Raw genomic sequence first — 14,035 nt, 5'->3', positions numbered from 1 at the left:
CCATTAAATCATGATTCAAGTTCATCCAATTCCTTAATTTTTAAGTCAAAATCATTGAATTTTCGGGCAAGGCCTGAGAAGTAAGGAATGTAAACCTTGGAGAATGTAATCCTTTCTGGGTTTTCACCCAACTCGGCAATCCTATCCTTGACACGGCCGATTTTGCGCTCAACCTCATCATACATCAGATCTCCTGGGAATTCACCAATGAATACTCCATCGGCACCGTTTTCAAGTGCATATTTGATGTGTCTTGGCCTTACGCGATTGACTGAAATCACCTTGATGATATGGATTGATTCCGGATATGACAGTCTGTTGACTCCAATGTTGTCTGCAGCTGTGTAACCGATATTGTCCAGGAACACTAAAATCATGCGTTCGCCTTCTTGCTTTTTAGACAATGCTCCCTTGATTGTAGACATGATTTTCTCATCAATGTTACCGTTGACAGTGATTGCCCTTTGGTTGCACCCAATGAGACATTTTCCGCAACCTGTACAGCTCATAGGATCAATGTAGATTTCATCATTTTGAATGCTCATTGACTTGTATTTGCAGCGGCTTATACATTCCCCGCAGACTGTACACTTATCTGTATCGATTTCTGCAATGAACGGCTCGATTTCAACACCACCGTAATTGTACTCTGCAACCTTTGATGCTGCGGCAGTTGCCTGCATGATTGAATCTGTAATGTCCTTTGGCTCATGTGCTGTTCCGCATACGAATATTCCCTGAACATCAGTAGCCACAGGCTTGATTTTCGGATGTGATTCCTTGATGAATCCATCTTCAGTTGTTCCCACATTCAGAATTTCAGCTATTTCACAGGTTCCTGCAGACGGCTCCATGGCTGTTGACAATACCACCATGTCCGCTTCGATTTCGACGAACTCGCCTTTCAGGGTGTCCTCTGTTCTGACAATGAAGTTGTCTCCTTTCTTGACCACTTCGCCCGGACGGCCACGCAGGAATCTCACCTCGTTTTCCTGGGTGTGCTTGTAGTATTTCTCAAACATTCCAGGGGTCCTCACATCTGTATAGCAGATGAGAACATCGGTGTCGGGATACTTGTGCTTGATGATGTTCGCATTCTTGAGCGCCACGGTACAGCATATCTTTGAGCAGTATCTGTGCCCGTCAGGCTTTTCATCACGGGACCCGACACACTGTATCATTACGACACGTTTTGGAACCTCACCATTGGATTTCAATAGCTTTCCCTTTGTCGGACCGTTTACACCGGTAATACGGCCCAATTCAGACTGGGTTATCACATCATCATATCTTGTGTAACCGTATTCCGGACGTTTTTCCATGTCAAAGAGCTTGTGACCTGTTGCCACAATGATTGACCCCACCTGCAATGGGATTCTTTCGGACCTCCCCCTGAGCCGGATGGCCTTCATGTTACATGCCTTTACGCAATTGCTGCATTTTGTACAGTTGTCCATGTCTATTACGTAAGCTTCAGGGTATGACTGTCCGAAAGGCCTGTATATCGCCTTTCTCATGGACAGGTTATCGTTCCAATCGTTCGGCACCTCCACTTCACATGCCTCCGCACACTTTCCACATGCTATGCACTTTTCCGTGTCGACGTAACGAGGGGATTTCTCCAGTATGAGATTGTATGTTCCGGCCCGTCTTTCGGCTTCAATGACCTTTGTGTTTGTCAATACTTCAATATTATCGTTCCAGACGAGCTCGTTGAGTATAGGGTTTAAGAGACACATTCCACATTCCTCTGCTATCTTGACAGGTGAGAACACCTTACCTATCTTTGCCATGTGCCCTCCTATTGAAGGGGACTGTTCAATGAGGGTTACCTTTGTTCCCTGTTTTGCAAGGGACAATGCCGCATTCATTCCGGCTATTCCTCCACCTATAACCGCAACCTCATCAGGTGTCTGGCAGTAAATCGGGTCGACTGCATCGGATTGCTTTACCTTTTCGATTGATGCGTTGATTAAAGTTATGGCCTTGTGAGTTGCCTTTTCCTTATCTGAGTGAACCCATGAACACTGTTCACGTATGTTGGCCATGTCCATCAGATACGGATTTAGTGGCTTCACATAGTCCTGGAATGTCTTTTCATGGCTTATCGGTGAGCATGCTGCAACGACTACCCTGTCCAAATCATGGTCAAATATGGCATCACGTATTATCTTACGCCCATTCAATGAACACAGGTTTTCGAATTGCCCAATAAATTCAACATCAAGTTCCTCACGAACCTTATCCAAATCCACAATATCTGAAATGTTTCCTCCACACTCACATAAAAACACGCCAACTTTCAAATCATCCCTCATTTCTCTACCTCCTTCAGCTGCTTTATAACTGAATCAATAGGCACCGTATGTGCCTTGGCACCAATTACCTTATCCATGTCTCCCCCCATGGCCAATGCAATGAACTGTGCAATGTTTAGATGAATTGCCCTGAATTCTCTACCTTCCCTTTCGGCTATGAGATGCTGATACCTGTCAAATTGAATATGGCAATTTGGGCAAAGGTGCACCAGTATGTCAACATCCTCATCCGCTATGGCATTCATCTTGTCTGCAGTGGCTGTGAAAGACAAGTCCGGATTGGAATACCTTTGTCTGAATCCTGTTCCACAAGTGGACCTCTTGTGATCATACCAGCCGATAGTCTTGCAACCGCATTCCTCTATCAGCTCATCCATAATGTTAGGATCCCTGACTCCACCGATGGTGTCCTCATAATGCACCTTACAATAGTGACAGCCATGGTGGGTTGCTATCGTATAATCACTCAAGTCATATTTAATATGCTTCTTGATTTCATCCTTTTTGGCATACAATATGTCCACTACATGGAAAATGTTTTCTGTCGGTTTCAAGTCATCCTTTTCATATTTGAGATGGCTTAAACCGTTTTCATCGAATAATTGATTAATGTGATTTCTCAAGTCGTCCTTCTTGTTGAGCAGCTTGACTGATTTCTTGTTGATTGCATAACATGTTGCACACATCATAACAAGATTAGGTCTTCCCATTTCCTTAGCTATTCTGAAATTCCTTGCTCCAATTGCTGATGTGTCAATCTGATTGAATACATCGGAGTAATGACCCAATCCGGTACAGCAGGTTTGTTTTTCTGAGATTGCATAATCCACTCCCAACTTATCGAAGACGAATTTTGTGGATGCCTCAACTCCAGGGTATTCCACGCTTACAAGACAGCTCCTAAAGAGCAATATGTCCTTATCAGGCACGTACTTCATTCAGACCCCTCCTGTGTTTGTCTGATTTTCTCTATCTTGTCCTTGAAACCTGTGATTGTCAATATTGTGCTTACCTCATCAATGACGTCTTCCGGAGGCATCAATGGAGGGTCCAATTCCAGTTCGTTCCTTATCTCATCCAAGTGCTGTCTGAAATCCCACCAGCCAGGCACGTCACGGTCGATGTCAGTGAAGAATATTTCAGGGATTGCTCCGATTGCCGCCGTGAAATATGAGTCGGCAAATCCTAAATATTCGTATAGCTTTTCGTATCCAACCTCATTTTCCACTGCAATTTGCTTCAGAATCTGGTTGACCTCACATACGCTGTTTCCAACAGGACATACGCTGTGGCAAGTGTAGCAGTAAAAGCAGTTCCAGATATTGTCATCCTCAATGATGGTTAAATCCCCATCCAATACCCTTTCGATTATTTCACGAGGGTTATAGTCGGAATGCCTTGCTGCGGGGCATGTTGATGTGCACATTCCGCACTGCACGCATTTCAGGACACCATCATCCTTTGAGTTTTTAACGTCCTCTATGATTTTTTCAGCAAAATCAATCGGTGAGTCGGTAATTTTCTGTTGGTTTTTCATAATACCGCCTACAGTTTAAATTCATTGTTTTCAATTAATTGCTTGAGTTTTAATGACAGTTTGTTTCCCCTCAATCTGTCTGATTGCCTACAGATAATTGGAATGTTAACATTTTCTCCATTAATCTTCAAATCAACATCTCCTGTGTTCATGTCGAACGCATCGTTTTTACAGAAGTTGGCACACATTCCACATCCGAAACAATGTGCGATGTTCAGTTTCCTGTCCTTAAACGCATTTGTCGGACAGACGCTTTCAACGGAACATGAATCGCATTTTGAACATTTGGAATCGTCGAATTTTGGCCTTAAGTCATGGCCACCCCACATCTTATCGTAATCCGTATTGTCCAATGGCAGGTGACGTCCCTTGATGTCTGCAACCGGCAGGTCTATCATGTCATCAGTCACGAGGAGGTTACTGTAGATTTCCTCATTCAGTACAGGAATAGGTATTGCAACCGTGTCATATATCTCTCCGCCTTGACCTGTCTTAAATCCACCGATGTAATACGGATCCATCTGCTTATAGTCTGCTGAAAGCATCAGGTTTGGCTTTTCAGCACTTGACCTTGTCCCATCACCCAGAATATAACCTTGGGCACCGTTTATTAAAACCCTACAACCCTCTTTAATTACATTGTGAGGAATATCGTTTTGAAGCGGGTTCAGGTCTCCGCATCCTGAAAATGTCAAACCGGATAAGTTTCCCTCAAGAGGTGTTGCTGCAAATATTGACTTGACCGCTTCATTATTCGGATTTGTGAATGCAGTATAATTCTTGAATGCCATACGGGCACCTATAATTTGACCCCTTGTGATGTCATCAATGGTTATCGAGTTTTCAATTGTCTTGCCGTCGGCACTTTCCACTCTCACATCGACTGATTTGCCTTCAAGCAAATCCTTCAAAAGGAATCCTCCACCATAATTCTCATCATGTATTGAATGGGCGGTTCCATGAAGTATCACGTCAACTGATCCGAGCCATTCGTTTGGACATGGTCCAGCATATGCCGGAACTCCGTTCATATAGACTTCGCTTGCCCTTATGAACTCTCCCGGTGGAGATATGATGAAATTCAAAATTGCTGCGGTTCCGCTCATTACTCCACAAGTTCCGCAGGTGACTACATCGACTTCCTCAAAATCAGGAGCGTTACCTTTCTTGATGAGCTTTTTGAATTCCTCTGCTGTGTAGATATTGGCTTCGTCATTTTCAATCCTTTCATTGATTTGGCTGATTGTTCTTTGAGTCATTTACACACCCTCTAACTGTAAATATGATTAAATCTTGCCGACAGTGTCTCCCCTCAGTCCTCTTCTTAAGGTTTCAAGGGAGGTTATGTCATCACTGGAAATGTTTCCCAGATTGACTGTGTTTCCAAGCTTAAGGATGAAAAACACCTGCTGGTCCTTGTTTGGGGCTTCCCACAATATTTTACTTGCGTAAAAATTATCCAAGATGTAGTCTATCTCATCCTCTTTTGCATTTCCTGACTTGTCGAATATGCCTATATTCTTTCCGCCTTCCCTTGCCTCAACTATAATCAGTGATGAACCTGCATCAAGCTCCTCCTGCATGTATTGGATTCTCTCGTCAAGTGTGAGTTCCTTGTCAAGGTTCGGGTCCTTTTTGCCCACTTCTGACAATACCTCAAATCCTTCATCCTTTGCCATCCCGATGCATTCCACTTTGCTTTCATGAGGAATGGATATTGAACCGTCGGAAACCTCAATTGCTTTAAATCCTAAATTATGAGCTTCTTCGAAGAACTCTTCTAGCTTATTGTTCATATAGGCCAATTCGAATAGTGTTCCTCCGGTATATGCCTGTATGTCATGTGACTGATACATTTCAACTTTTGATTTTATTATCTCCTGCTCATGAACTATGGATGTTCCCCATCCAAATTTAAGATAATCAACGTATTCTCCTGAAATCTCCATTAGGCTTTCCGCTGTCTGGAGACCAAGTCCCTTGTCCAAAACCATTGTCAAGCCGCAGCTCCTTGGTTTTTCCTCTCTTTTTTTAGATAAAAATTCGAATGACTTCAAAATATCACACATGTTATGTTGATTTCAATATTATAGATAAATAAGTAATAATAGTATATAAAACTTTTTAAGATTTTGCTTTTCAAAAACAGTTAAAGAATAAAAAAAGATATAAAAATAGAAAGATTTAAGATGAACCCATTTCCTCTTCAGATCTTCTGACTAAATCGGAAAGGGAGTTACGGACATTTTCAGGTATGGAATTGTTTTCCTTGTCTGCAATTACCTGAGAAATGATTTTGCATAAAACAAAAATGGCATGCTTGTGCTCTGCCTTGGTCTTGTGAATATGATGTGGACTAATTTTCAGGGTGATATATTCACTGCAGTCATTGGTAATTTGGTCATCTTCAGCTAAATATTTTAAAACATATACTAAAAATTGATGTAATTGTATCATTTCGTCTTTATACATAGATATCTAACCCATATTAACTAATTTCAGTTAGTTAAAAATTAACTCCTTAAATCTTATACATTAATATTATTAACTACTTATATTTAAATTTTGCATTCAAATATAGTTGTGTTTTTCAAGTATATTTTAATAAAACATATCATAGAATTATTTTTTAGTATCAAATATTGATGTTTCAACAATTTTCGGAATTTTGCCCACAGTTGCAACGTGATTTTGTGAAATTATCAAGACACCCCTGAAAAATTCCCTATATTGTTCAGCGGATTCAACTGCATTAGCCACCTTATCCTCACTGGTATTACCGTAAACATCATTAGCAATCCTTGTTGCAAGCCCGTCTGCAAGTGATGGGGATTTTGATATTACGGTGACGCTGTCCGCATCGCCAAAGCTTATCGAATGGCCAATCTTTCCAGAGGATGTGCAAATTCCAAGCTTGCCCCTTTGGGGCCTAATTTCAAAAGCGATATTATTTCCCAAAACCTGATTGTTGGAATATATCCCGCACAGGACCTTCCGGTCATTGACAAGAGCAATGTCACCGCCGTTTTCAACAATTGAATATCTGGAATCATGTTCCATCAGATAATCCAGTGACAATTCGGAAATCGTTCCGGCAACGCATGCCATGGGGCCGACATCCGCAAGACTTGAAGATTCAATCATCCTGTCAATGATCACCGGCAAATTTTCATCTCTTTTGGCAATCGGTTCAATGGACAATAGAAAATCCTGATTGCGATTGATGTATGATTTCAAATCTGACCTTAAGTTGTAAATATAATGCCTCAAGTCATGCTTTGATACATCTGTCGTTAGGCGAATATGTGTCTCTTCAATGTCAATTTCACTAGATTGCATATTTAATAATTTAACTTATAAGCTATTAAAACTATATTAAATATTATGAAAGCTTTAACTAAAATGCTCTGTTTAGTTGACGGTGAACATTATCTACCAGTAACTCAGGAAGCAATAGATACCCTAAACAACATAGAACACATCGATATCGCAGGTGCAGTTTTTATAGGAGGAACCGAAAAGCTAAGGGACGATTCTGAGGAATCATACTCTGAAAAGCTCGGAATTCCAGTCCAATTCGCCAAGGACAAGGACATACCATACGATATCATTGTGGACATGATAAGAGAATATGACATTGACACAGTATTCGACTTGAGTGACGAGCCAATTCTCGACTATCCTAAAAGGTTCAAGATAGCATGCAAGGTTCTCAATGAGGGAATATCATATGAGGGACCTGACTTCAAGTTCGATGCCACATCACAATATGACATAATGGAAAAGCCGTCAATCACAATTCTCGGAACCGGAAAACGTATCGGAAAAACAGCCGTATCAGGTTTCGTATCCAGACTGATTGACAAAAACGGCTACGAGCCATGTGTCATTGCAATGGGAAGGGGAGGACCGGAAGATCCTGAAATAGTTCACGGCGAAAAGCTGAAAATCAATGCGGAATTCCTTCTTGAACAGTCCGAAAAAGGAGTCCATGCCGCAAGCGACCACTGGGAGGATGCACTCATGAGCAGAATCCTCACCATAGGATGCAGACGCTGCGGCGGAGGAATGGCAGGAGAGGTATTTCTCACCAACATGAAAAAGGGAGCAAGGCTTGCAAATGAGGTTGACTCCAAATTCGCAATTTTCGAGGGAAGCGGAGCTGCAATCCCTCCAATAAAAACAAACAGGAAAATAGCATTGATAGGTGCAAACCAACCGATTGAAAACCTCACAACCTACTTCGGACCATACAGGGTGGGGCTTGGAGATCTGGTCATTCTGACAATGTGCGAAGAGCCTATGTGTGATGATGAAAAGCTTAAAAAGATTGAGGAGTTTGTAGCTGATGTAAACCCTGATGCAACCGTAATATCAACAGTCTTCAGGCCAAAGCCTCTTGACAACATCGAAGGCAAGAAGGTATTGTTTGCAACAACCGCCCCTGAAGACGTCAAGGACAAGCTTGTTGACTACCTTGAGGAGAACTACGGCTGTGAAGTAATCGGAACAACCGCACATCTCTCCAACAGGCCACTCCTGAGGGAGGACATGGCAAAATACATGGATGATGCGGACGTTATGCTGACTGAACTTAAGGCTGCAGCAGTTGACGTTGCAACAAAGGACGCAATAGCCCATGGATTGGAAGTGGTCTACTGTGACAACATTCCAGTTGCCATAAACGATTCATACCCTGATTTAAGTGAATCAGTTATCAAATTGGTAGACTCAGCAATTGATGATTTTAACAAATCATCATAAATTCTTTTTTTAAAAATATCAAAAAACACCACAATTTTAGAAAACTTTAATTTATATTAAAATACATATTAAAAATTAATGAAAACAATAGCTATTGGTGTTGGTGAAAACGAAAATATAATACAGGCTTGTCATATTTTTAAAGAAAAACACCCAAAAACAGAACTTAAATTAATATATAAGGATGAGGACTTAGTAAAAGCAGTTTTAGATGATAAAATAGATGGTGTAGTCCGTGGATCACTTCCAGCATCTAATATCATGAAAGAACTCAAAGAACACTACCCTAATTTATCAAGAGCCACATATGTTAATGGAAAAGACTATGAATTCCTATTGTCACCAGTCGGTATTGATGAGGGCGTGAGCGTTGAGGACAAGTTTGAAATAGCAATGAACTGTTGTGATTTTCTTAAAAAACTTGGCAAAACCCCTAAAATTGCAGTCCTTGCAGAAGGAAGAGAAGATGATTTCGGAAGAGGCAGTGAAGTTTCCAATTCAATCAAGGACGCAAAAAAACTAACAAAAATGATTGAAGAAACATCAGAAGATGTCACAAACTACTTTATCCTTATTGAAAAAGCAATGAAAGACAACTGCAACGTTATTATCGCGCCAAACGGCAGAGTTGGAAACATAATATTCAGAACACTTATTTTACTGAACTCTTGGCCGAGCTACGGTGCCGTAACCTTTGGAATAGACAAAACCTACATCGATACAAGCCGAGACCAAAGCATTGAAGGATATGTTCGCAGCCTAATCTTAGTCAATGATTTAGCCGAACATGATTAACTAGATTCAAGGGATTGAAATGGCAGAAAATATTCTTTATAGGCTATATGAATGGTACATCAGTCGTGATTTGAAACCGGAGAAGATGCCTAAGCATGTAGCCATAATCATGGATGGTAACAGACGTTACTCCAAGCTCCAGGGAAACATGGACGTTATTAAGGGACATGAAATTGGAGTGGACACACTGGAAAAGGTACTGGACTGGAGTATCGAACTTGGAATCGAAATCATAACCGTATACGCTTTTTCAACAGAAAATTTCAACAGACCTCAGCATGAAGTGGAAGGATTGATGAAACTCTTCGTTAAAAACTTCAAACGACTGGTTGACCACGAAAAGATACACAAAAACGAAGTGAAGGTTAAAGTTGTCGGCAGGACAGAACTGATTCCTGAAAGCGTGCGTGAGGCAATCAAGGAAGCTGAGGATGCAACCGCCCACTACGATAAAAGATTATTTAACATAGCTATTGGATACGATGGGCGTTTGGAAATCATAGACTCATTCAAAAAGATTATCCAGCAAGTCCAAGCAGGCGAAATCACCATAGACGATGTAGATGAGGAACTTGTAAGCAAAAACCTCTACACCGGAGGATTAGACGATCCGAACCTTATCATAAGGACAAGCGGTGAGGAACGTTTAAGCGGATTCCTGCTATGGCAATCATCATATTCAGAACTTTACTTCTGTGAAACCTTATGGCCGGAACTCAGAAAAGTCGATTTCATAAGGGCTATCAGGTCCTACCAGGAAAGAGAAAGACGTTTTGGTGTATAATCATGATTGATACACATTGCCACATTGATTTTGAGGAATTTGATGATGACCGTGAGGATGTCATCAAAAGAGCAAAGGACAAGCTTGACCACGTTATCGTTTCCGGTTACAGCAATGAAAGCAACATGAAGGTATTGCAGCTTTCAAAGGATTATGAAGGATTCATTTATCCCACTTTTGGTTTTCACCCTGTAAGTTCTCAAAATGCAAGTGAAGAAGACTTGAAAATCGCCCATGAGAACATACACAATAATCTTGACTCAATTCTAGCAGTTGGTGAGGTCGGAATGGACTATTACTATGTCACCGACAAGGCATTGCGCGAAAGGCAACAGGAAATATTCAAAAGCTTTCTGGAACTTGCCAATGAATATAGGGTTCCTATTGTGATGCATGTAAGGGATTGCGAGAAAAAGGCGGTCAACATCATTGAAGACTATGACGACATCCCGTATTTTGTTTTTCACTGCTATGGCGGAAGCTTGAAAACCGCTAAAAGGATAATGAACCGTGACGATTCATACATGAGCTTTTCAACAATGCTGTGCTATTCAAAGCATCACCAGGATTTGATTGAGAAAATAGACCTTGATTATGTTCTGACCGAAACAGACAGTCCGTACTTGGCAATGACAAAAGAAGAGAGAAACGAGCCTGCAAACGTTGTTAAGGCCGTTCATAAAATAGCTGAGATAAAAAATATGGATGTCAGCACCGTTGATGAGATAACCACCAACAATGCCCGTAAAATTTTCAAAATTTAAAAGTGCAGAATGAAATTTAGGTTAATCAGCACTTCATTGTTTTCCTTAACGGCTTCGATTTCCAATTCGAAATCCGTTAAATCTTGTTTTACCAGATTAATCAAATGATAGTCAAGCAGGGAATCGTTCAGGTATACTGTGAATTGATTCCTATAGATTACAATGTCCTTTCTGCAGAACAGCTTGAATGCATAGAAATACAGTTCCAGCCTAAAGATCAAATCCTCCTTATCGCCTTCACCGTCTATGAAGTATTTCTTCAGGTCCTCCTGCAGGATCTTGCCCTCATCACCTGTGTCTGCCTGGAACGTTTCCATCTCAACCAAATCATTCATTAACTGTTGTTTTTCTTCTTCGTTATACATTCAATCACTGAGTTCAAATTTTAATTTTACTAAACCATAATCGTTAGGCATGAAAGTTATTCTAAACCTATCAAAGGCATCATCCAGTCTGCGAATCACTTCAAATTCCAAACCGTCGGGAATCAGATACAATACAAATGAATCCTCGACAATCTCAACGCCCAAATCCTCATGGACAGGTATCTTCAGTTCCGTAATGAAGAGATACTTGTAGACGATCAGTTCGTATTCGTTGACTTCCTTCCGGTTCATGATTATGTCCGCAAGTTCGCACTGCAGTTTAGAGGCAACCTCATCAAATGTCATCATAACACCTAAAGATTCTTAAATACATAAAGCTTTTTTGACTTGTCTTGATACTTGTTCGGGTCCTGCAGGCTGTCGAATGTGCTGTTCAGTGCAAATTCGGGGCATGTGTCTGTAGGCTCAGTATGTCCCCTGCCCAATCTACATATTACACCATCTGCCGGACCTCTGATTTGGACATTGACCTGCCAATGCTTGCAGTTAAGACAGACCCTGTCGTAATTCAAATCTGAAATATTGATTCCATCCAGTTCATACATTTTTCTCACTATATTAGATTTCTTTCCTTAAATACCTCTTTAGCGGCAACCACACCATTGATTGACTTTGGAAATCCGCAATAGGCACTCATCTGCATTATGATTTCAACAACTTCAGTTGGGGAGTTTCCCACATTCAACGCTGCGTTGATGTGGTCCTTCAATTGGGGAACTGTTCCAAGGACTGTCAGTGCAGCAACGGTACACAATTCACGTGTTTTCAAGTCAACCTCCTCACGGGTGTATATTTCCGCATAGGGAAACTCGACCACGAATCTTGACATGTCCGGCGCGATGTCCTCAAGACCCTCAAATATTTCCTCAACAGACCTTTCCTGAATTGCCTCTAAAACTTCTTTTCCCTTTTCATACCTTGACATGATTAAGAATATATACTCAAACCCATTTAACATTAGCGGTGGTGTAGACATAGTGCTGGGAGAATACGGGATTGTATAGTCTGTTGGTTGACGGGGTAGAATTGAAGCTGATTGCAATGGATTTCCTTAGATTATAGTTTATCCTGTCGCCTATTGAAACCAATTCATCATTATCAAACCTTTCTGAGGTTTTAGCGTATACCTTGAACTGTATCCATCTTTTCTCAAAGTTCTTATCATATCCCATATCGGTATATGAGACATTTACAATCTCCACGGAATAGGGATACAGCAAAGATTCTTTTGCAGTCGAATATTCCCTGTAAGTGTCTTCCGGATAGATTGCGCTTGATGATGTGCCGACACCCTCATTCACCCCGTTTCTTGCCGATGCCATGGCCTGGGACAATTCCTGCTCCTGAGCCACAAAGGCTATTGAAAGCATCACAATCAGTATCAGAACCCCCATCAGAAACAGAAATTCCGCTGAAATCTGCGCCCTGTCTTCCATCATGTTATCACAATCCCCTCATCCGTCTTTGTAATCATGTAACTCCTTCCACTGACCAGTCTCGTATCATGGTCAATGTTCGCTATGGGAATTATTGTCTCTCCCTTCTTGCCATCATATTCCATTATCAGCCTGTTTTTATTGAAGGTGAGCTCATAATAGCCCATGTCCGACGGCAACCGTATTATCTTGGAGTATCCCACACCATTCGAGTTCACCTGAGCAATCTGGTTTGCAACGCTATCCAGAATCATCCTATGTGACGCGCCATCCTCAATATTGAAGCTTGACGATAAGGAGGCCTGTGTGAAAAACAACATGCCACAGGCAATAATGACAATTATGAATAATGCAAACAAGTATTCTATTGAAATAAAACCTTTATCATCCATATTTTTTAATTATTTTAACGATTAATAAAGTTTGCATTGAATTAAAATCAATATTTATATAATATTGGAAATAAAACTAATACCATGAAAGGTAAAGTTATTTTTATTGGCGCAGGTCCGGGAGACCCTGATTTAATCACCGTCAAAGGAAGGAAAGTCATAGAAGAAGCCGATGTTATTATATATGCCGGTTCACTCGTCAACAAGGACGTATTATGCCCTGCCCGTGACGATTGTGAAATACACAATAGTGCTTATTTGAATTTAGACGAAACAGATGAAATAATCACCAAAGCAGTCAATGAAGGCAAACTGGTTGCACGTGTGCATACAGGAGACCCATCAATCTACGGTGCAATTGCCGAACAGATCCGTGAGCTCAAAAAGCATGACATAGAATATGAGATTATCCCAGGTGTAAGTTCACTGTTCGGTACCGCAAGCGTCCTTGAAGCTGAATTGACCCTGCCTGAAATCTCACAAAGTGTAATCATTACCCGTCCTGAAGGCAGAACACCTAAACCTGCCGGAGAAAGTATTGCAAGCTTTTCAAAGCATCATGCAACCATGTGCATCTTTTTGGGAATAGGCATGATTGACAAAGTGGTGGATGAATTGCTTGAAGGTTATGAGGAAACTACACCTGTTGCAGTAGTCAAAAAGGCAACTTGGCCTGACCAGCAAATAATTAGAGGAACCCTCAAGGATATTGCAGAAAAAGTGAAAGATGCCAATATAACAAAGACTGCAATGATTGTGGTGGGAGATGTCCTAGACCCTGGCGACTTTAATGCGTCCAAGCTATATGACAAAAACTTCAAACACGAATATCGTTAAATGAGGAAAACACCACCCCTCA

At 41.1% G+C, this 14,035-nt stretch carries 18 protein-coding genes; 5 read left to right on the top strand and 13 right to left on the bottom strand.

The genetic code is table 11. The features are described from left to right. Positions 1-8: 8 nt before the first annotated feature. From hdrA to MBBTH_RS03360, 7 genes are all read right to left on the bottom strand, one after another. Positions 9-2,318, bottom strand: coding sequence for a ferredoxin:CoB-CoM heterodisulfide reductase subunit HdrA (gene hdrA, locus MBBTH_RS03390; protein ID WP_116591649.1), 2,310 nt, complete (start codon positions 2,316-2,318; stop codon positions 9-11). Beyond that, positions 2,315-3,256, bottom strand: coding sequence for a ferredoxin:CoB-CoM heterodisulfide reductase subunit HdrB (hdrB, locus tag MBBTH_RS03385; protein ID WP_116591648.1), 942 nt, complete (start codon positions 3,254-3,256; stop codon positions 2,315-2,317). Before hdrB ends, hdrA begins: the two co-directional genes overlap by 4 nt. Beyond that, a complete protein-coding gene (hdrC, locus tag MBBTH_RS03380) occupies positions 3,253-3,855 on the bottom strand; it encodes a ferredoxin:CoB-CoM heterodisulfide reductase subunit HdrC (RefSeq protein WP_116591647.1) in 603 nt (200 codons plus the stop codon). The genes hdrB and hdrC overlap by 4 nt, the downstream gene beginning before the upstream one ends. An 8-nt stretch (positions 3,856-3,863) precedes the next feature. Further along, entirely contained in the window at positions 3,864-5,114 is a 1,251-nt protein-coding gene (locus tag MBBTH_RS03375) for a methanogenesis marker 16 metalloprotein (RefSeq protein ID WP_116591646.1), read from the bottom strand. Positions 5,115-5,141: 27 nt separating this feature from the next. Further along, complete coding sequence (gene comA / locus MBBTH_RS03370; RefSeq protein ID WP_116591645.1) at positions 5,142-5,912, bottom strand: phosphosulfolactate synthase; 771 nt, start codon at positions 5,910-5,912, stop codon at positions 5,142-5,144. A gap of 127 nt (positions 5,913-6,039) precedes the next feature. Beyond that, positions 6,040-6,327 carry a UPF0058 family protein gene (locus MBBTH_RS03365; protein WP_116591644.1) on the bottom strand — a complete coding sequence of 96 codons (288 nt, stop codon included), beginning with the start codon at positions 6,325-6,327 and terminating at the stop codon, positions 6,040-6,042. Positions 6,328-6,477: 150 nt separating this feature from the next. Next, positions 6,478-7,194 (bottom strand): UPF0280 family protein, encoded by a 717-nt coding sequence (locus tag MBBTH_RS03360; RefSeq protein ID WP_116591643.1) that lies wholly within the window; start codon positions 7,192-7,194, stop codon positions 6,478-6,480. Positions 7,195-7,239: 45 nt separating this feature from the next. On the opposite strand from MBBTH_RS03360, the gene MBBTH_RS03355 reads away from it, so the two are divergent. The 4 genes from MBBTH_RS03355 (at position 7,240) to MBBTH_RS03340 (ending at position 10,962) form a co-directional block, all read left to right on the top strand. After that, positions 7,240-8,619, top strand: a complete 1,380-nt coding sequence (locus MBBTH_RS03355; RefSeq protein WP_116591642.1) for a 2,3-diphosphoglycerate synthetase — start codon at positions 7,240-7,242, stop codon at positions 8,617-8,619. Between the two features lie 78 nt (positions 8,620-8,697). Further along, positions 8,698-9,414: a methanogenesis marker protein Mmp4/MtxX gene (gene mtxX / locus MBBTH_RS03350; RefSeq protein WP_116591641.1), complete on the top strand. Its 717-nt coding sequence runs from the start codon at positions 8,698-8,700 to the stop codon at positions 9,412-9,414. Between the two features lie 19 nt (positions 9,415-9,433). Next, a complete protein-coding gene (gene uppS, locus MBBTH_RS03345) occupies positions 9,434-10,198 on the top strand; it encodes a polyprenyl diphosphate synthase (RefSeq protein ID WP_116591640.1) in 765 nt (254 codons plus the stop codon). A 2-nt stretch (positions 10,199-10,200) separates the two neighbouring features. After that, positions 10,201-10,962, top strand: a complete 762-nt coding sequence (locus tag MBBTH_RS03340; RefSeq protein WP_116591639.1) for a TatD family hydrolase — start codon at positions 10,201-10,203, stop codon at positions 10,960-10,962. On the opposite strand, the gene MBBTH_RS10985 is transcribed toward MBBTH_RS03340, so the two are convergent. The 6 genes from MBBTH_RS10985 to MBBTH_RS03310 are packed head-to-tail and all read right to left on the bottom strand — an operon-like array spanning position 10,959 to position 13,176. Beyond that, entirely contained in the window at positions 10,959-11,327 is a 369-nt protein-coding gene (locus MBBTH_RS10985) for a hypothetical protein (RefSeq protein WP_207773317.1), read from the bottom strand. The genes MBBTH_RS03340 and MBBTH_RS10985 overlap by 4 nt on opposite strands. After that, positions 11,328-11,633 carry a hypothetical protein gene (locus tag MBBTH_RS03330; protein WP_116591638.1) on the bottom strand — a complete coding sequence of 102 codons (306 nt, stop codon included), beginning with the start codon at positions 11,631-11,633 and terminating at the stop codon, positions 11,328-11,330. A gap of 8 nt (positions 11,634-11,641) precedes the next feature. Further along, positions 11,642-11,893 (bottom strand): hypothetical protein, encoded by a 252-nt coding sequence (locus MBBTH_RS03325; protein WP_116591637.1) that lies wholly within the window; start codon positions 11,891-11,893, stop codon positions 11,642-11,644. A gap of 8 nt (positions 11,894-11,901) precedes the next feature. Further along, positions 11,902-12,273: a carboxymuconolactone decarboxylase family protein gene (locus MBBTH_RS03320; RefSeq protein ID WP_116591636.1), complete on the bottom strand. Its 372-nt coding sequence runs from the start codon at positions 12,271-12,273 to the stop codon at positions 11,902-11,904. A 16-nt stretch (positions 12,274-12,289) separates the two neighbouring features. Next, positions 12,290-12,787 (bottom strand): class III signal peptide-containing protein, encoded by a 498-nt coding sequence (locus MBBTH_RS03315; protein WP_116591635.1) that lies wholly within the window; start codon positions 12,785-12,787, stop codon positions 12,290-12,292. Next, positions 12,784-13,176 carry a hypothetical protein gene (locus MBBTH_RS03310; protein WP_116591634.1) on the bottom strand — a complete coding sequence of 131 codons (393 nt, stop codon included), beginning with the start codon at positions 13,174-13,176 and terminating at the stop codon, positions 12,784-12,786. Before MBBTH_RS03310 ends, MBBTH_RS03315 begins: the two co-directional genes overlap by 4 nt. Positions 13,177-13,260: 84 nt before the next feature. On the opposite strand from MBBTH_RS03310, the gene cobM reads away from it, so the two are divergent. Continuing rightward, entirely contained in the window at positions 13,261-14,013 is a 753-nt protein-coding gene (gene cobM, locus MBBTH_RS03305; RefSeq protein ID WP_116591633.1) for a precorrin-4 C(11)-methyltransferase, read from the top strand. The last annotated feature ends 22 nt before the right edge of the window (positions 14,014-14,035 follow it).

The organism is Methanobrevibacter thaueri, assembly GCF_003111625.1.
In the GTDB taxonomy this organism is placed as follows: Archaea; Methanobacteriota; Methanobacteria; order Methanobacteriales; family Methanobacteriaceae; genus Methanocatella; species Methanocatella thaueri.
The sequence above is the reverse complement of the archived record's forward strand: the minus strand, read 5'-3'. Positions and strand labels throughout refer to the sequence as shown.